General features: G+C 46.4%; 18 protein-coding genes. 9 read left to right on the top strand and 9 right to left on the bottom strand.

Annotation, left to right across the window (positions count from 1 at the left end; genetic code table 11):
• Window positions 1-307: 307 nt before the first annotated feature.
• The 3 genes from DXC51_RS08475 to DXC51_RS08465 form a co-directional block, all read right to left on the bottom strand.
• The gene (locus DXC51_RS08475) at window positions 308-841 is read right to left on the bottom strand and encodes a permease (protein ID WP_025489375.1); all 534 of its coding nucleotides are present in this window, start codon (window positions 839-841) and stop codon (window positions 308-310) included.
• Window positions 838-1,215 (bottom strand): permease, encoded by a 378-nt coding sequence (locus tag DXC51_RS08470; protein ID WP_330413819.1) that lies wholly within the window; start codon window positions 1,213-1,215, stop codon window positions 838-840. The genes DXC51_RS08475 and DXC51_RS08470 overlap by 4 nt, the downstream gene beginning before the upstream one ends.
• Window positions 1,216-1,328: 113 nt before the next feature.
• Window positions 1,329-1,877 (bottom strand): ECF transporter S component, encoded by a 549-nt coding sequence (locus DXC51_RS08465; RefSeq protein ID WP_025489372.1) that lies wholly within the window; start codon window positions 1,875-1,877, stop codon window positions 1,329-1,331.
• Between the two features lie 102 nt (window positions 1,878-1,979).
• On the opposite strand from DXC51_RS08465, the gene DXC51_RS08460 reads away from it, so the two are divergent.
• Both DXC51_RS08460 and DXC51_RS08455 read left to right on the top strand, forming a co-directional pair.
• Window positions 1,980-2,648, top strand: coding sequence for a Crp/Fnr family transcriptional regulator (locus tag DXC51_RS08460; RefSeq protein ID WP_025489371.1), 669 nt, complete (start codon window positions 1,980-1,982; stop codon window positions 2,646-2,648).
• Between the two features lie 64 nt (window positions 2,649-2,712).
• The gene (locus DXC51_RS08455; protein ID WP_025489370.1) at window positions 2,713-3,465 is read left to right on the top strand and encodes a nitroreductase family protein; all 753 of its coding nucleotides are present in this window, start codon (window positions 2,713-2,715) and stop codon (window positions 3,463-3,465) included.
• A 306-nt stretch (window positions 3,466-3,771) separates the two neighbouring features.
• Here the strand turns inward: DXC51_RS08455 and DXC51_RS08450 are convergent, their stop codons facing one another.
• The 3 genes from DXC51_RS08450 to DXC51_RS08440 form a co-directional block, all read right to left on the bottom strand.
• Window positions 3,772-5,382 carry an extracellular solute-binding protein gene (locus DXC51_RS08450; RefSeq protein WP_117531571.1) on the bottom strand — a complete coding sequence of 537 codons (1,611 nt, stop codon included), beginning with the start codon at window positions 5,380-5,382 and terminating at the stop codon, window positions 3,772-3,774.
• Between the two features lie 144 nt (window positions 5,383-5,526).
• A complete protein-coding gene (locus DXC51_RS08445; protein WP_021637151.1) occupies window positions 5,527-6,411 on the bottom strand; it encodes a carbohydrate ABC transporter permease in 885 nt (294 codons plus the stop codon).
• Between the two features lie 11 nt (window positions 6,412-6,422).
• Window positions 6,423-7,376: an ABC transporter permease gene (locus DXC51_RS08440; RefSeq protein ID WP_025489368.1), complete on the bottom strand. Its 954-nt coding sequence runs from the start codon at window positions 7,374-7,376 to the stop codon at window positions 6,423-6,425.
• 323 nt (window positions 7,377-7,699) lie between these two features.
• Here DXC51_RS08440 and DXC51_RS08435 point away from each other — a divergent pair, with 323 nt between their 5' ends.
• From DXC51_RS08435 to DXC51_RS08415, 5 genes are all read left to right on the top strand, one after another.
• A complete protein-coding gene (locus DXC51_RS08435; RefSeq protein ID WP_025489367.1) occupies window positions 7,700-9,442 on the top strand; it encodes a sensor histidine kinase in 1,743 nt (580 codons plus the stop codon).
• A gap of 41 nt (window positions 9,443-9,483) precedes the next feature.
• Window positions 9,484-10,947: a response regulator transcription factor gene (locus tag DXC51_RS08430; protein ID WP_117531573.1), complete on the top strand. Its 1,464-nt coding sequence runs from the start codon at window positions 9,484-9,486 to the stop codon at window positions 10,945-10,947.
• Window positions 10,948-11,179: 232 nt separating this feature from the next.
• Window positions 11,180-11,485 carry an ArsR/SmtB family transcription factor gene (locus DXC51_RS08425; RefSeq protein WP_021637167.1) on the top strand — a complete coding sequence of 102 codons (306 nt, stop codon included), beginning with the start codon at window positions 11,180-11,182 and terminating at the stop codon, window positions 11,483-11,485.
• 87 nt (window positions 11,486-11,572) lie between these two features.
• Entirely contained in the window at window positions 11,573-12,580 is a 1,008-nt protein-coding gene (locus tag DXC51_RS08420; RefSeq protein WP_181970064.1) for a permease, read from the top strand.
• Window positions 12,581-12,599: 19 nt separating this feature from the next.
• Complete coding sequence (locus DXC51_RS08415; protein WP_021637169.1) at window positions 12,600-12,953, top strand: thioredoxin family protein; 354 nt, start codon at window positions 12,600-12,602, stop codon at window positions 12,951-12,953.
• Between the two features lie 90 nt (window positions 12,954-13,043).
• Here the strand turns inward: DXC51_RS08415 and DXC51_RS08410 are convergent, their stop codons facing one another.
• Both DXC51_RS08410 and DXC51_RS08405 read right to left on the bottom strand, forming a co-directional pair.
• Complete coding sequence (locus tag DXC51_RS08410) at window positions 13,044-14,066, bottom strand: alcohol dehydrogenase catalytic domain-containing protein (protein ID WP_025489364.1); 1,023 nt, start codon at window positions 14,064-14,066, stop codon at window positions 13,044-13,046.
• 94 nt (window positions 14,067-14,160) lie between these two features.
• On the bottom strand, window positions 14,161-14,340 hold the full coding sequence (locus DXC51_RS08405; protein WP_025489363.1) for a hypothetical protein: 180 nt from the start codon (window positions 14,338-14,340) through the stop codon (window positions 14,161-14,163).
• 342 nt (window positions 14,341-14,682) lie between these two features.
• Between DXC51_RS08405 and DXC51_RS08400 the strand changes: the two genes are divergently transcribed.
• The gene (locus DXC51_RS08400; RefSeq protein ID WP_025489362.1) at window positions 14,683-15,366 is read left to right on the top strand and encodes an ABC transporter ATP-binding protein; all 684 of its coding nucleotides are present in this window, start codon (window positions 14,683-14,685) and stop codon (window positions 15,364-15,366) included.
• A gap of 1 nt (window position 15,367) precedes the next feature.
• The gene (locus tag DXC51_RS08395; protein ID WP_025489361.1) at window positions 15,368-17,599 is read left to right on the top strand and encodes an ABC transporter permease; all 2,232 of its coding nucleotides are present in this window, start codon (window positions 15,368-15,370) and stop codon (window positions 17,597-17,599) included.
• A gap of 96 nt (window positions 17,600-17,695) precedes the next feature.
• Here the strand turns inward: DXC51_RS08395 and DXC51_RS08390 are convergent, their stop codons facing one another.
• On the bottom strand, window positions 17,696-18,130 hold the full coding sequence (locus DXC51_RS08390; protein WP_025489360.1) for a hypothetical protein: 435 nt from the start codon (window positions 18,128-18,130) through the stop codon (window positions 17,696-17,698).
• Window positions 18,131-18,165 lie beyond the last annotated feature (35 nt).

Genomic DNA, 18,165 nt, shown 5'->3' with positions numbered 1-18,165 from the left:
ATGCCCGTGGATTCAGTAACTTCTGAGGCGCGGTAAAACCGGCCTTCTGCATATCGGGATCGTACAAAGAGTTAGCGGACATCCGGCACTACATCTGCGTCAGAATGATCTGGCTTTCCGGAGAACCGTATCTCTTTGCCAGGGTCTGGGAATCAATCCGGTTTATGCCGGTTTTAAGCTGGCTGCCAGATGGCTGTACGCCTCTTCCGCTGCTTGGGGCCATCGCGGTTTATTACATTTATTACATCCTCCTGAGCATGATATGCGGGGTGTTAATCGGCAGAGGCAAAGAGGAACTCGTTTTGCTTCATAGTTCCTCGTTTTTTCTGAAAATTTCATTTTTATCTGCGTCCGTCAACAGCTTTTCCGTGATAAAAGCAATCGCGGCCACCACAAGGATATTCAGCCCAAACCGCACAAAGGTAAAACGCCAGCCAAAAGAGGAAATTTCGAACAACAGCAACGGTATACGGATACTTGAACTGGCGCACAGGAACAGAATCACATTAGAAACCCTGCTTCCCTTTTTGAGTAAAACGCCTGCCACAGGCAAAAGCGCATACAGAGGAACGGCCGTCACCATCCCTGACAGTAACGCAGTAAGCGCCCCTCTGAAGCCGGACCTTACTCCCATGATTTTTACCATGGAATCCCTCTCGATCCAGACGTCCATCAGTCCGATACAGATAAAAATGGGAGTGAGCATGAACAGGAAGTTCAAAAAGTTTTTGCCGGTGAAACGCAGGACGGAAATTTCTCTCTGCGGCTGCCAAACCAGCATGATTATATTAATGACGGCCACCACGGAGAGCAGCCAATTCTTTTTCAGAAGTTTTTTCATGTCAGCAGCACTCCAATAAGAAAGGCTGCGGCAAAAGAAAATAAAAATGCAAGCGCATTACGAAGCACCGCGGCCTTTTTTCCCAGATATTTGATTTCCATCGGCAGAGTCACAAACCCAACCATGGTGAGCGTGGAAATAAAAACCGCTGTCTGTGTGACCCCTGCACCGTTTTGCAACAGCCTGGCGGCGACAGGGAAGGCCACCAAGACAGGCACCAGCGTTACCGCGCCAAGCAACGCTGCGGTCAGCATACCGCGAAAGCCGCTTTGTGTGCCTATGACGTATTGAATTGTTTCAGGTGAAACTGCCGCCAGCAAAAGCCCTGCCAGAAAGAGAATCGAAATAAATTGCGGCAGCACATTGATAAACATTTTCCAGGCTCTTTTGAGGGATAGCATGGTTTTATTCCTGTCTTTTACATAAGATATTGCAAGCAAAACAGCTGTCACGCCGTACAGGGAATAAGTAAATAAATTGTCCATTTTTATCCTTTTTCTCCCCCAATCGCTTTTTTTAACCGCGGAATCAGGAAGAACGCGAATGTCCCGCCTGTCAAAGCTGTGATAAGCTGCGGAATTGAAAACATATTTGAAATGACCGCCGCCTGTTTTTCCGGCAGGCCTAAAAATACAGGTATGGCAATGCGTACGATTCCCACATACAATACCAGAAATTTGGCAAATGCAGCGGTGAACAGCGCAGCCAGACGGGCTTTATACTTTTTCCCGCCTATGCTGCGGTTTCCTATGAAATGCCAAAGCACCACAAGCGCTGCATTTCCCGCCGCAATAAACGGAATCAGACTCCAAAGCGGCCCGATCCCGAAAAGCCGTGCAATCACCGGTGAAACTGCCGCAACGCACAGCCCCGATGAAAGGCCGCAGGTCATTACTGAAATGATAAGCAGCAGGTTAACGATTGAACCGGTAATCAGGGAATTGTTCAACGGCATCAAAGCCGCCTGCAATACGACCAGCAAAGCGATTAAAACCGCCGTACGCGTAATCCGGAATATTCTGTTTTTCTGTTCCATATTTTTCACCTTTTCCTTGTTTGTTTGTAATTACTATACTATAATTCAGTCAAATCACCTGTTGCACCTGCAACAAATGAAGAAGAAGGAAGAGGTAAAGCAGTGAATGAATATTTGGAAGATTTAGCGCAGATGAACTTATTTTCCGGTATTGAGCCGGGAGAAATAGCGAAGCTTCTCAACTGCCTTCAGGCTAGGCGCATCCAATATGCCAGCGGTGAAATGATCTTGGAGGAAGGCAGCCGGGTCCGCAAGTTCGGCATTATTTTATCCGGGCACGCCCGCTCCATAAAATGGGACACCTCAGGCCGGGTAATTATACTGACCCTGCTTGAAAAGGGGAGTGAAATCGGTGTACTTCTGGCTGCACAGCCGGAAAAGGAAAGCCCTGTTTCCATACAGGCGCAGGACGATGTTTCCGTGCTGATGATCCCGTATGACCGTGTCCTTGCCCCTTGTATAAAGGCATGTCCAAAGCATGACAGACTGTTGAGAAATTACATTTCCATCGTCGCCCAAAAGGGACTTGTTCTACATGAGCGTATTGACTGTCTTCTGAAGTCCACAGTCCGCGAAAAAATTATGACCTATCTATTGCGCATATCACATGAACAAAAAAGTACCTCCTTTCAAATTCCGCTCAACCGGAATGCGATGTCCGAATATCTGAATATTGAACGCAGCGCACTTTCCAGGGAGTTGTCTAATATGAAACGGGATGGACTGATCGATTATCATCTGAACAATTTCAGGCTGAAATACAATAATTAATTTTTATAATTGTTCTTGTAAATAATTTTAAATTAAACTATTCTGGTTTCAGGAGGGTAAAAGGATGGATGATTTATGGTATCAGATGATATTTAAAAGAAAGTCGTTTCATATTTTTAAGGACAGACAGACCATATCGGATATAGAGTTAAGAAATATCGAAGAAAATATTAAAAATTTTAAGTCATTGGATGAAGGTATAAAAACAGCTTTCCAGATTGTGCCCGCAGGGAAAACGTCCTGTAAGCGTGGAGAGGAGTATTGTATCCTGCTTTACAGTGAAAAGAAAGGGGATTATCTCCGCAATATCGGTTATATCGGGGAGCAGCTTGATTTATACCTGGCCTCTCTTAACATCGGCGCCCTGTGGTTTGGGATCGGCAAAACAGATGCCGGGAATTACAACGGGCTGGATTTTGTTATTATGATAGCAATTGCCAGAGTGGAGGAAAGCAAATTCCGGAAGGATATGTTTAAGAGCAAAAGGAAACCCCTGGAACAGATATGGGAAGGAAACTGCTATCAGGAAATTGGCAATATTGTAAGATTTGCGCCAAGCGCCTGCAATACGCAGCCCTGGAAGGTTGTGGCAGAGGAAAACAAACTGACCGTATACCGGTATAAGCAGCCGGGAAAGCGGGGAATTATGCCTGCCGCCAAGGTGGCGTATTATAACAGGATTGATATGGGGATTTTCCTGTTGTTTCTTGAACTATGCCTGGCGCATGAGGGGCTCAGATTTGAAAGGGCTCTTTTTGCTGATGCAGATGATGACAGTGCGGAAATGACGTTGGCTGCGGTATATCTTATAGGATGACAGAGGTATTAGCCGCCTGCGAAATGCAATTAACTGCAGTCATTGAACAGACATACCAATACAGGAAAAGGATGAAATATATTGCGGAAACCAATTCATTCATAGAGAAAGATAACGACAGTCTTGTTTTTCCCGAAAAGTGAAACAAGCCTATGGCTGGATAAAAGAATCCACCACACAAGCGGGCGGAAGAAATTATTGAGGGCCTTATTGTGACCAGGGTAAATGCGCAAAACATCAATAATCATACTTAAAGACCAAAATATCAGGAAAGCAGCTTGGTTTCTGCTTCCCTGATACTTTTTACTATTCTGCTTTTGCAATTATTTCATCATACTGCTTCTTCAGTTCCGGATAGTTCTGATTGCCAAACTCCTCCAGCCTGTCCATACCAATCTGCTCCGCCTGCTGAACCATTTCCCGGAATGCTTCTTCACAGGCCTCTTCGGTTTCCGCCATAAAAATATTGGTCTGCTGATTCTTTACCATCTCATCCAGCTTGGCATTGATATTTGCCTCATCGGAATCTGTTACAAACCGGATCATTCCGATAACGGGATTCCTCTTGACATATGCAGTCAGATTTTTTCTGTCCTGCGCTGTCTGTGATTCGGAGTTTGCTTCCGCAATACTGGTTACAATCGCATTGTGTACCAGCCATCCCCAGTATTTCAGACCTCTGGGCTGAAGAACTGTGTTGTCCCCCTGAAAATCATATGTAAAATCAGGATAACCTTCACTGTCAACAGTATAGTCTTCCCCTTCAATTCCCCACATTAATAGCTTCATTCCTTCTTCGCCATAGGCATAGGCCAATAATTTATATGCAGCCTCCACATCCTTGCAGGAACGAGTGATATAAAGACCGCGGCCGCCACAGCCGGTATCATAGGCCACACAATCATCACTCAGTTCCGAGGTAACCAGAGAAAATGTAAAATCATCTCCGTTGGCGGCAATTGCCGTATTGTAATTATCTGCATGGTTATCATATCCAAAATTAGCAAATACCTTACCGCCTACACAGATTTCCTTTGTTTCGTCTTCGGACTGATATGCAAAATTTTCCGCACTCAAATAACCTTTTCTGTACCACTCATTTACCTTTTTATAAAAGTCCAGCAGCTTATCCTGACGAAGCCACCATTTCAGGCTGCCGTCCTCCGCTTCATAGAAGCCGCCGTTTTTCACTCCCATCTGCTGCATCAGCCAGTTAAATTTATGTGCGCAGTTAAAAGAGCATACCGTATAATCGGGATAAGACTGCGCCACCTTTTCAAACGCTGCATCCAAATCGTCCAGTGTCTTGAATTCCAGTCCCAGTTCTTCTGCAATATCCGTCCTGTACATGAAACCAGGGCCTTCCGTCAAAATTTTATCATATTCCGAATAAGCGCCGCTGGGGGAAAAACCACATCCAATGGTATAATAATGGTCATCAGCCGCCTTATTTACAAACTGATATACCGGATCTACTTCAAATGCAACCTCAGGATAAGTTTCATGAAGCTCATCCAAAGGATAGCATACCTGGGAATCCGCAAGATACTGATACCGGCCGGAGCAGATAATATCAGGCATATCCCCGGAAGCCACCATTAATGACAGCTGATTGTTATCTGCCGCCCTGGTTACTTCAATATTTACCCCCAGTCTCTTTTCAAATTCTTCGGGCACCGCACCTTCCCACTTATCATAAGGCCACCATGTTTCGTCCACAAATAAGGTTAATGTGGGAACATCTCCGGCATCCGCCCGGCCATCCGTCTCCTGAACCGATGCTTCGGCCGCTGTGGTTTCCTTCCCTCCCCCCGTGGTACTCACCTCGTTTTGCGTCTCCTGTGAACCGCCGCATGCCGCCAAAGACATTGTCATGGCAGCAGTCAGCAGAACTGCTAATACTTTTTTACATTTCATACACTCATCCTCCTGCTACAATATATTTATGGTTAATTTTCCTGACACCCGGTCAGGATGCTACCCATCTTGTTTTACGGAGTAAAATACAAACTCTGTCTGCGCAGAGAATTTTCCTCCATGAAATTTCAAAAACTAACCAGTCTATTCCTTGACCGCCCCAATCATCATACCCTGTACAAAATATTTCTGTAAAAACGGATATACACACATGATGGGAATCATTGATACTGCCATAGCCGTGGCCTGTACGGTAAATGACGTAGCTGTATTCGCCTGTGACATCTGTCCGGCCACATCTGCATTGGCCGCTGTTGCCAGCGTCTGGTTAATTGTGGTCATCATTTTAAAGGAAAGCGTCTGCAGACTTGCATCCCTCACATAGTACGCCGAGTCCAGCCAGCTGTTCCACTGGCCCACTGCGGCGAACAAAGCCAGCGTAGCCAGAAAGGGTTTGGAAACGGGGAGCACGATCTTCGTAAGCACCTTAATTTCCCTTGCCCCGTCAATCTTGGCCGCCTCAATCATAGATTCCGGAATGGATGCGAAAAAATTAATACCTGTCATGACAAAAAAAGTATTCACCATCCCGGGAACCACATATACCCAAAAGGTATTCAGAAGCCCCAGACTTCTGAGCAGCACATAATAAGGAATCAGTCCGCCGGAAAAATACATGGTGAATATGACAAGGAACCTGTACCCCTTTTTAAACATCAGATTATTTCTCGACAGCGCATAGCTGAACATACTGGTAAAGCCCGTACATAATACAGTTCCCACTACCGTCCTCGCCACGGAGATAAAAAAAGCATGCCTCCATCCTTCATCTCCGATAAACAGTTCATAATTGGACAGCGTAAATTTTCTGGGCCACAGGTAAACGCCGCCTTTCATTAAATCAAGCCCGTCATTAAAGGAGCATATGATTGTGTAATAAAAAGGATATAATGTAACAATCCCGATAAAAGCAAGAAGTATGTATACTATCACATTTACCACTTTATCTTCATTTATTTTGCCCTTCATACTCCCACCTCCTAAAACAGGCCTTCACCTGATACTTTTTTGGCTACCTGATTGCTGATGATCACCAGGATAATTGAAATAAGTGACTGTATCAGATCTACTGCTGTTGCATAAGAGAAGCGTCCCTGCGCCATTCCCATTTTAAAGGCATAGGTCTGGATAATTTCAGAGGCAGCGTTATTCACCGTATTCCCCATCAAAAATGACTGTTCAAAGTTGGATCCCACCATACCGCCTCCCAGGAAGCTTCCAATGGATAAAATCAGGACGGTGACAATCGCCCCCTTTATTCCCGGCAGGGTAATATGCCAAATCCGTTTCAGCCTTCCGGCCCCGTCAATGCTGGCAGCTTCATAAAGCGTACTGTCAATTCCCGAAATAGCCGCCAGAAAAATGATTGCCCACCAGCCGGAGCTTTTCCAGATTGAAAGAACCACCGTCATTCCCCAGAAATAATCCGGATCCGTAAGAAGGGGAATCCCTTTGGATATGATACCTGCATTTACCAGAAGCTGGTTCAGGACTCCGTTATTCTGCGCAAACAGGGCACTGCTGATACCATATACAAGCACCCAGGATATAAAATTGGGCAGGTAGCTTACCGTCTGCACCGTTTTCTTAAAGAATTTATTATGACATTCAGATATCAAAATTGCCAGAATTATCGGAACCGGAAATGCAAACACCATCTTCAGCGTACTGATTGCTATGGTATTCCTCAGAAGCTCTCCAAAACGGTAATCTGTAAAGAATTCCTTAAAATATTTCAATCCCACCCATTCGCTGGTAAATATCCCTCCGACCCCCGAGGTCAGCTTATACGACTTGAACGCCAGAATGATCCCGAACATGGGTATTACTGAAAAAACCAGCAAATACAAGACTCCGGCCAGCGCAAATACCTGCAGCTCTATCTGTCTGCCGAAACGCTTCACGGCCCTTTTCACCGATCGTCCCTTATTCATCTCTGCCTGTCTCCTCCCTTTTTCTTTATTGTTTTTCTTTTATTTCATGGGTGTATTGTATCACTGCATCCTTTTCATGCATATCGTATGTTTTTTAGCCAAAAACTTACATTTCTTTATACACAATAACTTTTATAAATAAAATTTATATTTAACTGAAAGATTTTTGGTTTTTTTTACAAATAGAGCTTTTTAGGAGAACAAAAACAAAAATCGTACACAAACCCAAAAAATTTACATACCTGATTTTATCTGTATGTATTGTTTTTTATAATAATTTTTTAGATAATGATTAGAGAACCCGCAAAAAAAGGAGGACTATTTTGTTTCCTAATATTACAAAGCTACAGAACCGTTTTTTTATCTGTTATCTTCTGGCCGTGTTTATCCCCATTATGCTGTTAAGCAGTATGATCTATTCTTATCACAGCCGTCAAAGGACAAAAGACTATATTACGGGAAAAAAGAATTCTTTGATCATAGAACAGAACTATCTGGAAAGCCAACTGAACAGTTCTTCCAACTACTTTAATCAACTAAAGTCTAATTATGAACTTCAGTCTTTGCTAAAGGGTATCTATGCTTCTGAAAGGGAAATTGTCTATGTTTATAACAAACAGATTTACTCCCTGATCAGCAGTATTTTTTTATATGATTCCAATATCAGCGGCGTTACTCTTTACACACAGAATACCAATGCCGCAAATATCCTGAATTATTTTGAACCGATGTCAGCCTGTCCTGTGTATGAAGATTTCCAGGCGGAACTGATTGACGGTTTCTGGAAAGCAGAGGAAGAAAAGGACGGCGCCGGCTTTTCCTTTTATATTGGCTTTTCCAATCCGCCATCGGCGGCCTTTCCCGGTATTGTAAAGCTGAGTTACAACCATAATATTTTCAGCTCCTGCGAAGCGGACAGCCCGGAGTCTTCCGTTTACGTATTCCTGAACGGCCGCCCCATCTACCGGAGCAATGACGCGCCGGAAGCATCTGCGTGCCTGGAGGCCCATGAGCAGCAGCTCCTTGCCCAGACGCAGGCCGATGCCCCTCAGGTCATCCTGGACGGGAAAAGCCGCAGCATCATCAGCGCGATTTCTTTGGATAACGGCATTTTCCACGTAATAAGGGTGACGCCGGAAACAGGAAATATTTTTTCCTATCAGCCGTTTTTGCTCAGCCTGGCCATATCGGTTCTGATTCTTGGCAGCGCCAGCATTATTATCTTCTGCCTCATATTCAAACCGCTGAAAAACATTGTAAGGCTTTCCGAACATATGAACCGTCAGAACAGCCACACCCTTTCCCTTTATCCCGGGAAAATTTCCAGGGATGAAACCGGGGATCTGATTCTTTCCTTCAACCGGATGTCCGAGAGGATCAATGAGCTGTCCGAAAGCCTGCTGAATAATGAAATACAGTTAAAAAATGCACAGATAGAGGCCCTGCAGAACCAGCTCAATCCCCACTTCTTTTATGGCACGCTGGAAAGCATACGCATGATAGCGGAAGCCAATCACCAGGAGCTGATATCCGATATCGCATATTCCTTCGGCAACCTGATGCGTTATTCCCTTTCCAGGGAGTATCTGGTCCCGGTGTCCAGGGAAATAGAAATGACGCGGCAGTATGTTTCCATCCAGGAAAAAAGGCTGGTAAACCGTTTCGAAATCAGCTGGGATATCTGCGAACTGGACGATAAATGGCGCTGTCCCAAATTTGCCCTTTTTAATATGGTGGAAAATGTATTCTCCCATAATGTGAGCAAATGCAGAAGCTTTATTCAGGCGGCCGTAATCCTGAAAAAAGACGGGGATGATCTTATCATCACAGTCAAAAATACCGGCCCCGGCATCCCTCCGGAAAGGCTCGCCCATCTTCGCTACCTGCTGGAGCATCCCAGGGAACGGGATACCATGACAAGTGAAAATAACGGCCGCGGTATTTTTAATATCAACGACCGTCTCAGGCTGTTTTACGGCGGGGACTACCGTCTGGACATCGACAGCGAGGAAAATGTCCTTACGGTATGCAGCGTGCGGATCTGTAAACATTATAATGGTTTTTAGGAAAATTCAGGCGCGGCACCTGCGCGCGGACAGGAGCGGAAATGCTGAAGCTATTGCTGGTTGATGATGAATATATTGTTTTAAAAGGTCTGGAAATCGTTCTGCGTGATCAGAAAGAGGTGTCACTTGAAATCAGAACCGCAATCGATGCGGTGGACGCCTATGAAAAGGCGGAGGGCTGGACGCCGGATGTTATTATCGCGGATATTAATATGCCCGAGATTGACGGTCTTACCATGCTGGAACGTCTTTCTGTTACGATTCCTTTATGCAGGTTTATCATCGTCAGCGGATATGAGGAAAATGAATATCTGAAACGTGCGCTGAAGCTTCATGTGGATGATTATCTTCTGAAGCCGGTGGATAAGCTTTATTTAATCCGGCGTCTCAAGCAAATAGACGAGGAAAAACAGGCCCGCATTAAAAATACCCTGATGAAGTGCAGGCTGATGCTGTTTCGGGGGCATTTTTTCCATGATTCCGAATTTTCCGGACAGGAAACAGAGGAATTTCTCTATCTTCCTTATTTTTCACTGTTTGTTGCAGGGCTATCCCCTTCCGGGGCCAGGGAAGCTAAGAGCCGCCTGGCCGGCTATTTTGAACAGATATTCGTTTTTTCCCAGAATAACTGGAGTATCTTCCTCCTTAATTATTCCGTGAAGCTACAGACGGAGGATATCCGGGTGATCCTGGCCCATGTGCTGGACGGCAACATCTCCGGCATTGCCGATACGAAGCAGAATGGGGAAAAGCAGGCATTTCTTGAACAGATTGCCTTCCATTATCAGAATGCGTTGTGCGATATGCTTTTGTCAATTCTTCCGGTATCCGAGGCTGCAAAAGCGCGCGCGGCGGAAAGAATTGCAGCGCATACCCTCGCCAGTGCCGTCAGGGTCATCACCTTTGAATTAAGCGCGGCGGCCTATGTAAATGAAATTTATGCTGCGGCAGAAGCTCCGGAAGATAATTTCCTGATGGTATTTACGGAAACCCTGTCCGCCTATATCATGATTGCCGATATCAATTTACCCGCCGCCTCCATACAGAAGCTTTACCAGACGCATGTAAAAGCGGTTGTCAACGAAAGGACGCTTGCCGCCTTTCTGGAAAAATCCCAGAACCTGGGGAACGATCTCCTCACTCCTGCGGAACAGGAGGCCTATTCCTCCAAAGTGGATGCTGCAAGAGCCTATATTGCCGAACATTATCAGGAGGATATCGCCCTGGAACAGGTTGCTGAATTTGTATCCGTGAATCCCAGCTATCTGAGCTATATTTTCAAAAAAGAGACCGGGATCACCTTTCTTCAGTATCTGACAAACGTGCGTATGCAGAAAGCCTGTCAGCTGATGACTGCGGATCCTGGCCTCTCTTTGGAGGAAATCGCCATAAGATGCGGTTACCATTCTGCCTCTTATTTTCATAAAATATTCCGCGGGAAATTCGGCGTAAGTCCGCGGCAGTGGCTGCAAAATCCGGGGAATTCCCCTCTACTCCTTGATTGATCCTACAAGCATTCTTCCAGGAGAATGCATTTTCATTTCTTACCGTAGCTGTCATCTTATGTAATTTATAATGATTGAAAAAAATTCAATATATGTTTCCACTGCATAACCATTGTTCCTATATTGCGCGCCAATAAAATAGGTATACCTATTTTATGTAAAACAACGCATTGACAAATATCAATATGATGCATATAATAAAAACGAACCCAAAAAGAAGGGAGCGCAGACTATGACGGAAAATGAAAAAAACGCAAGGATTTTCAAAGCTTTTTGCGATGCAAACCGATGGAAAATTTTAGGCCTGCTGCAAAGCGGAGAAAAGTGTGCGTGCAAATTACTGGAAGAACTTAATATCGGACAGCCAACGTTGTCCCATCATATGAAAATATTATGCGATGCAGAAATAGTTGTAGGGCGCAAAGAGGGAAAATGGACGTACTATTCCTTCAATCCGGAAGGGATTGAGCGTGCAAAGGAATTGCTGAATCAAATTACAACGGTAACAGACAGTATCCCGCGTAGCTGCAATGAATGATAAGCCGCCAGGAATAAGGCGGCTTAAATAACAGTCATTATATCGATAGATTGCAATATATAAATAGAATGGAGGGATTTCCTGCAGATGTTAAAAATTTTCTGGGACTTTTTTCAAAATCAAGTGTTGGGCATGAAATGGCTGAATAAAGTGATAGGCGGCGGATTATCCGCTGCCGGGCTTAACCTTGAAAGCAAAACCGGCGCAAGCATTCAGTTTTTCCTTTATGATACAATTAAAATCACCGTTCTGCTTTGCGTGCTTATTTACTTGATTTCCTATATCCAAAGCTATTTCCCGCCAGAAAGAAGCAAACGGATATTAGGACGTTTTCATGGCGTGGGGGCAAATATTATTGCTGCCCTGCTCGGGACAGTGACACCGTTTTGTTCCTGTTCCTCCATACCGCTTTTCATCGGTTTTACAAGCGCGGGGCTTCCGTTGGGCGTAACCTTTTCTTTTCTGATATCCTCCCCTATGGTTGACCTTGGTTCCCTCGTTCTGCTGATGAGTATCTTCGGAACAAAAATTGCTGTCATTTATGTTCTTGTAGGTTTAGTTATCGCCGTCGCAGGCGGTATCATCATTGAAAAACTGCACATGGAAAAATACGTTGAGCAGTATATCAAAACCGCCGGAAGCGTGGATATAGAAGCTCCGGATTTAACGAAAAGGGATAGGTTGAAATATGCGTGGGAGCAGGTTGCGGCTACTTTTAAAAAAGTATTTCCCTATATTCTTGTTGGCGTGGGCATCGGCGCCTTTATTCATAACTGGATACCGCAGTCCTGGATTGAAACCGCATTGGGCAGCAGCAATCCCTTTTCGGTGATTTTGGCAACACTTGTCGGCATCCCCATGTATGCGGACATTTTTGGCACAATCCCCGTTGCTGAAGCCTTATTTGCCAAAGGCGCGCAGCTTGGTGCAATCTTATCTTTTATGATGGCGGTTACTACATTGTCTCTGCCGTCCCTGATAATGCTGCGAAAGGCGGTAAAACCTAAACTACTTTCCCTCTTTATCGGTATCTGCACAGGCGGCATTATTCTTGTTGGTTATTTGTTTAACCTGCTCCACTTATTTTTGGTCTGATTGAAAGGAGATTATCATTATGGCACTGTTTGGAAGAAAAAACAAAAAAGAAGGGAACGCCCCTTGCTGCTGCGGCGGTAATTTCAATGCGGAAAGCATGGCGCAGGCGGAACAAGCAAAAACAGAGGGCGCAGACATTAAAATCTTAGGAAGCGGCTGTGCGAAATGCAATCAGCTTGAAGCGGCTGTAAAGGCAGCTTTAGAGCAGCTGAATATGGACGCCTCCATCGATCATATTACTGACTTTACACAGATCGCAGCTTATGGCGTAATGACTACCCCCGCCCTTGTCGTTGACGGAAAAGTGGTATCCTATGGAAAGGTACTCAAGGTCGGTGAGGTGATAAAAATTCTGGAAAAAGCCAGGGGATAATTTCACTGAAAATCCATGATGCAGATATTAAGGGAAGCCGCATAAATCCAGTATTTATGCGGCTTCTCGGTGTTATTGCAACAGAAAATCTCAATCGTTATAAATTATGACCTTTATCGTCTCATTGGGATGCGCCAGCGCCCAGTCAAACCCTTCCTGGATCCGGCTCAGCGGGAACCTGTGGGTTATCATCCTCTCTGAAACTATACGGCCGTCCTTCAGCCAGGCAAGCGCCGTCTCAAAGGCATTGGCATACCGGTTCACTCCCATGTAGTCCAGTTCCTTTTCCATCAGCTTTGCCACATCCACAGGAACGATGTTGCTGCCCGGCCACCCCACCTGCACGCATCTGCCGCCGGGGCGGGCCATGGTAAAAAGCAGGGCCGTGGAAGCGTTGTTCCCGGCGGTTTCAAATACAATATCCCCTTTATTTTCAAGCGCAGGGATCTGTTCCGAGGGGATGAAAATTTCATCCGCTCCCAGCTGCTTCGCCCATTCCAGACGTTCCGGAACCTTGTCCACACATACGGCATAGCTGCCGCCGGCCGCTTTAAAGGCCTGCAGAGTCAGAAGCCCGATGGGGCCTGCCCCCACAATGACTCCCACGTCCCCTGGATGGACACGCCCCCGGTTTACCGCCTGTACGGCCACTGCAGCTGGCTCCGCAAGGGCGGCGGCTTCCAGGCTCAGTCCCTGGGGAACAGGAAATACGAAATGCTCCGGCACAACCACATAATCGCAGAAGGTACCGTTCACACCCGGCTCCGACAGAAATCTAACATCCGGACAAAGATTGTAGCGTCCGGTTTTACAATAATGACATTTTCCGCAGGGAATTCCGGGTTCGATTACCACTTGATCCCCTTCTTTGAATTTGCCTGCGCCCTCTCCCAGCGCCTCGATTACGCCGCTTGCCTCATGCCCCGGGATGTAAGGACTTGTCACGACAAAATTCCCCAGCCGGCCGCTCTTATAAAAATGCAGATCCGAACCGCATATCCCGTTTGCGGCTATTTTAATAAGAACTTCCCCTGTCCCGGGGGACGGCACGTCTTCCACGCGCAGCTCCAGATGATGATCCGGAGTTAAATAATAACATCTGTTTTCTGACATATGTTTTTCCCCTCCTTTAGCCCATTATATAAAATCCATCGCTTTTTACAAGAGTTTTTACAGAGATTTCCCTCTCAGACATTCCCTGCCCGGATCACCATTGCCCATAATGAATTTTCTCCGGCTCCCACCGGGAGCGGATTTCTTTTGTTTCTCCCGGCCATCCCAACGCAATTACTGCTGTTGGCTCAATTTTTACCGGAAGGGCAAAGGCCGCCGCAATCTCCCTGCGCCAGTCAGAACCGGCCTCCCTCGTCCTTTTTAATATCCGCATCAAATACTTCCATTTTTTTCTCCCACAATAAATTTTACCGCAACGCTCAGCCTCCCACAAAGAAAGCATAAAAATGGTCCGGCCAACAGTTACATTGTACCATATTAATCATCAAAAAGTGTCACTGAGATGTCACTTTTATTTGCTATAATAAGCTTACATCGATGTACAGTGAAAACGAAGGCAGTCAAAGCCCCGCTGTCGGCAACAGGCTATCAAACTTGCAGCGCTGCAGGTCAGCGGGATATTGGACTCTCGCGGCAACCGCCAAATATCCATGCAAGCATGGCTGCCTGGCTCGTTGTCCGCGGCAATAAACTTAGAATACGAGGAGCAATCATTATGGAAATTCTTAAATGCGAAGGTGTCAGAAAGCTGTACGGCACCGGAAATAATCAGGTAACGGCCCTGGACCGGATAGATTTGTCCGTGGAGCAGGGAGAATTCGTGGCAATTGTGGGAGCCTCCGGTTCCGGCAAATCCACACTTTTACATATTCTGGGAAGCGTGGATTCCCCCACCGAAGGGAAGGTGCTCGTGGAAGGTACGAATATCTCTTCCATGAACAGAACGCAGGCGGCCATCTTCCGGCGCAGGAAGGTAGGCCTTGTCTATCAGTTTTATAACCTCATCCCCACACTTACCGTACGCAAAAATATTCTCATGCCGCTTCTGTTAGACAAAAGGAAGCCGAATCCGGAATATTTTGACAAGGTGATAACTACGCTTGGGATCGCGGATAAGCTGGATTTTCTGCCAAGCCAGCTTTCCGGCGGCCAACAGCAGCGTGCGGCTATCGCCAGGTCACTGATTTACCGTCCGGCCCTGCTGCTGGCCGACGAGCCTACTGGTAACCTGGATCAGAAAAATTCCAGGGAAATCATCGATTTGCTGAAGCTTTCCAACCGCAGCCTGAACCAGACTATCCTGCTGATAACCCACGATGAAAAAATCGCCCTGGAAGCAGATCGTATCATCGTAATAGAAGACGGCCGCATCATCAGCGATCAGAAACGGGGGAAATAATATGTGGAAGGACTATTCATCAGGCTTTATCAAGAATAACAAGGCGTCCAGCCTGTCCATCATGGCTGCGGCCCTCATTGCCGCCCTGTTCCTGTCTTTTCTGTGCACCCTTTTTTACAACTTCTGGATGGATGAAACGGCGCGCATCATCCTGGAGGATGGGGACTGGGACGGACGGATCACCGGAGAAATCAGTGAACTGCAGCTAAGTACCATAAAAAGCTTTGCCAACGTGGAAAAGGCCGTCATCAACAACGCCCTTTCCGGCGCAAAAGGAACCGTTGTGGATATTTATTTTTACAACAGAAGGGTTGCATATCAGGATATGCCCCTGATAGCGGAAAGGCTGGGGCTGGAGGAAAATGCGGTCAGTTATAATACGCTGCTTCTGTCCCAGTATCTGATTCACGATCCCAACGCGAAACAGCCGCCCATGCTGCTGAGCCTTTATCTTGTGGTGCTGGTTTTGGTATCCTTTTCCCTGATTTTAATCATCCACAATTCCTTCGCCGTATCCATGAACGCACGAATCCACCAGTTCGGTATTTTTTCCAGTATCGGCGCCACGCCGGGGCAGATCCGGTTCTGCCTGATGCAGGAGGCCGCCATACTCAGTCTGGTTCCGATTCTGGCCGGCTGGCTGCTTGGAATCGCCCTCAGCTTTGGGGTAATGAAGGCGGCTAATCTGCTTGTGTCACAGCTGCCGCAGCGGGACAATATGCTCCTACAATTTTACTATCATCCCGCGATTTTTGCGGTTACCATCCTCGCCTCACTTTTTACGGTGCTCTTTTCCGCCTGGCTGCCGGCGATAAAGCTCAGCCGCATGACGCCCCTTGAGGCCATCCGGAATGCGGGAGGGCTGCAGCTTAAGAAAAAGAAAAAATCCAGGCTGCTGGCGCTGCTGTTCGGCATGGAAGGGGAACTGGCGGGCAATGCGCTGAAGGCACAGAAAAAAGCCCTGCGCACCTCTACCCTTTCCCTGACGCTGTCTTTTTTTGGTTTTTCCATAATGATGAATTTTTTCAGCCTTTCCACGCTCAGCACACAATACACCTATTTTGAGAAATACCAGAATGTATGGGATATCATGGTGACCTTAAAGGATACAGAAATAGAAAATTTCGGGCTGACGGAAAAGCTGCGGGAAATCCGTGGAATCCAGGACTGTGTTGTATATCAGAAGGCAATGGCAAAGGTCCACATTCCTGACAGCTGGCAGAGTGACGAGCTGGCCGCACTTGGCGGGCCGGCTGTGCTGGCAGGACAGGCAGCGTCCGGCGCCACTGACGCTGCAACTGCCAAAGAAGCCGGCGCCTGGCTGGCAGAAGCGCCCATCGTCATACTGGACGATGACGCTTTTAGAGCATACTGCAAAGAAATCGGCATCACGCCACGCCTTGACGGAACCATAATACTGAATCAGATCTGGGACAGCCTGCACAGTAATTTCCGGCACAGAATCTATGTCCCTTATGTAAAGGAAGCGCAGGATACAGTCACCCTGCTGAATGCGAAGCAGGAAAGCGACCAGGCAGAAATTCCCGTACTCGCCTATACCCAGACCGTTCCCGTATTAAAGGAGGAATATGATAATTATACCCTGGTGCAGTTCATGCCTCTTTCCTTATGGGAAAAAACAGCCGATCATCTGGGCGGCGCCGAAGAAGATACCTATATCCGGATTCTGTCCGAAAACAGAACGGATCCCGCCGGGATGGCTGCCCTGGAGCAGGAGGTGAGCCGGCTTATCAGCCCGGACTACGACATGGTAAGCGAGAACCGGATTCAGGATAAAATCACAAATGATCTGATGATTCAGGGCTATCAGCTGATTCTCGGCGGTTTGTGCGTAATGCTTGCCTTCATCGGCATTGCCAATGTTTTTTCCTATACGCTGGGCTTTCTTCATCAGCGGAAACGGGAATTTGCCCAGTATTTGTCCGTAGGTCTGACACCGGGAGGAATCCGGAAAATGTTCTGTATTGAAGCGCTGGTCATCGCCCTTCGGCCGCTTCTCATCACACTGCCGCTGACCGCAGCCTTTATTGTATTCGCAGTCAGGGCAAGCTACCTGAATCTTTCAGAATTTCTGCCGGTTGCCCCTGTGGCGCCAATTGCAGTGTTCAGTCTGGCGATTCTCGGTTTTGTAGCCCTGGCCTACTATATCGGCGGGAAAAAAATTCTGCGCTGCAGCATGGCGGAAGCGCTGCGTAACGATACGCTGGCATAGAAACCTTTTTAACTGCTATAAATTTATATAAAAAACTGCCGTATTTTGAACTGTTGGACAGTCATAATACGGCAGCATTTTTTTCTCATTCAACTGCTACAGATAACATTTCAGATCTTCACAAAGCTGTTCCTCAATGGATATCAGCTCTTTACAAGTCTTTTTTGCAGAATTTTCAGCGCCTTCATACTGGTTAAGGTATCTGTTCAGGGATTTTATTCCCATATTGCAGCCGTCTGTAATCAGATCCGCCACTGTGTCATCGCTGTTATCCATGCTCAGCTTCACGTTTGTTTTCATCCAGGACATGCTTTTTGCCATTGCGGAGGGTTCCTTTTCTTCCGAATCGAAGCGGTCCAGCATTTCCCAGATCTCATTTTCCAGCTTTTCATGATGCACTTTGCTTTCCTCAAGCAGTTTCTTCATATTGCTGTCGCACACCTTTTCCAGAACCTCATCTATGGAGGATACTGCCATTTTCGTGCCGGCGTCACATTCACGAAGCAGTTTTACCGTATCTGAATTTTCCATTGTGTACTCCTTTTTATTTTTAGTATTTCAGAAAT

Source organism: Eisenbergiella massiliensis (assembly GCF_003435485.1).
Note: the sequence above shows the minus strand (reverse complement) of the source record. Positions and strands in the feature narration are given on the sequence as shown.

Excerpts from the sequence above, each read along its gene's own strand:
- DXC51_RS08390 (WP_025489360.1), bottom strand. The coding sequence starts at position 18,130 with ATGGAAAATTCAGATACGGTAAAACTGCTTCGTGAATGTGACGCCGGC.
- DXC51_RS08395 (WP_025489361.1), top strand. The coding sequence starts at position 15,368 with ATGTGGAAGGACTATTCATCAGGCTTTATCAAGAATAACAAGGCGTCC.
- DXC51_RS08405 (WP_025489363.1), bottom strand. The coding sequence starts at position 14,340 with ATGCGGATATTAAAAAGGACGAGGGAGGCCGGTTCTGACTGGCGCAGG.
- DXC51_RS08400 (WP_025489362.1), top strand. The coding sequence starts at position 14,683 with ATGGAAATTCTTAAATGCGAAGGTGTCAGAAAGCTGTACGGCACCGGA.
- DXC51_RS08410 (WP_025489364.1), bottom strand. The coding sequence starts at position 14,066 with ATGTCAGAAAACAGATGTTATTATTTAACTCCGGATCATCATCTGGAG.
- DXC51_RS08455 (WP_025489370.1), top strand. The coding sequence starts at position 2,713 with ATGGATGATTTATGGTATCAGATGATATTTAAAAGAAAGTCGTTTCAT.
- DXC51_RS08415 (WP_021637169.1), top strand. The coding sequence starts at position 12,600 with ATGGCACTGTTTGGAAGAAAAAACAAAAAAGAAGGGAACGCCCCTTGC.
- DXC51_RS08430 (WP_117531573.1), top strand. The coding sequence starts at position 9,484 with ATGCTGAAGCTATTGCTGGTTGATGATGAATATATTGTTTTAAAAGGT.
- DXC51_RS08450 (WP_117531571.1), bottom strand. The coding sequence starts at position 5,382 with ATGAAATGTAAAAAAGTATTAGCAGTTCTGCTGACTGCTGCCATGACA.
- DXC51_RS08420 (WP_181970064.1), top strand. The coding sequence starts at position 11,573 with ATGTTAAAAATTTTCTGGGACTTTTTTCAAAATCAAGTGTTGGGCATG.
- DXC51_RS08440 (WP_025489368.1), bottom strand. The coding sequence starts at position 7,376 with ATGAATAAGGGACGATCGGTGAAAAGGGCCGTGAAGCGTTTCGGCAGA.
- DXC51_RS08425 (WP_021637167.1), top strand. The coding sequence starts at position 11,180 with ATGACGGAAAATGAAAAAAACGCAAGGATTTTCAAAGCTTTTTGCGAT.
- DXC51_RS08465 (WP_025489372.1), bottom strand. The coding sequence starts at position 1,877 with ATGGAACAGAAAAACAGAATATTCCGGATTACGCGTACGGCGGTTTTA.
- DXC51_RS08470 (WP_330413819.1), bottom strand. The coding sequence starts at position 1,215 with ATGTTTATCAATGTGCTGCCGCAATTTATTTCGATTCTCTTTCTGGCA.
- DXC51_RS08445 (WP_021637151.1), bottom strand. The coding sequence starts at position 6,411 with ATGAAGGGCAAAATAAATGAAGATAAAGTGGTAAATGTGATAGTATAC.
- DXC51_RS08475 (WP_025489375.1), bottom strand. The coding sequence starts at position 841 with ATGAAAAAACTTCTGAAAAAGAATTGGCTGCTCTCCGTGGTGGCCGTC.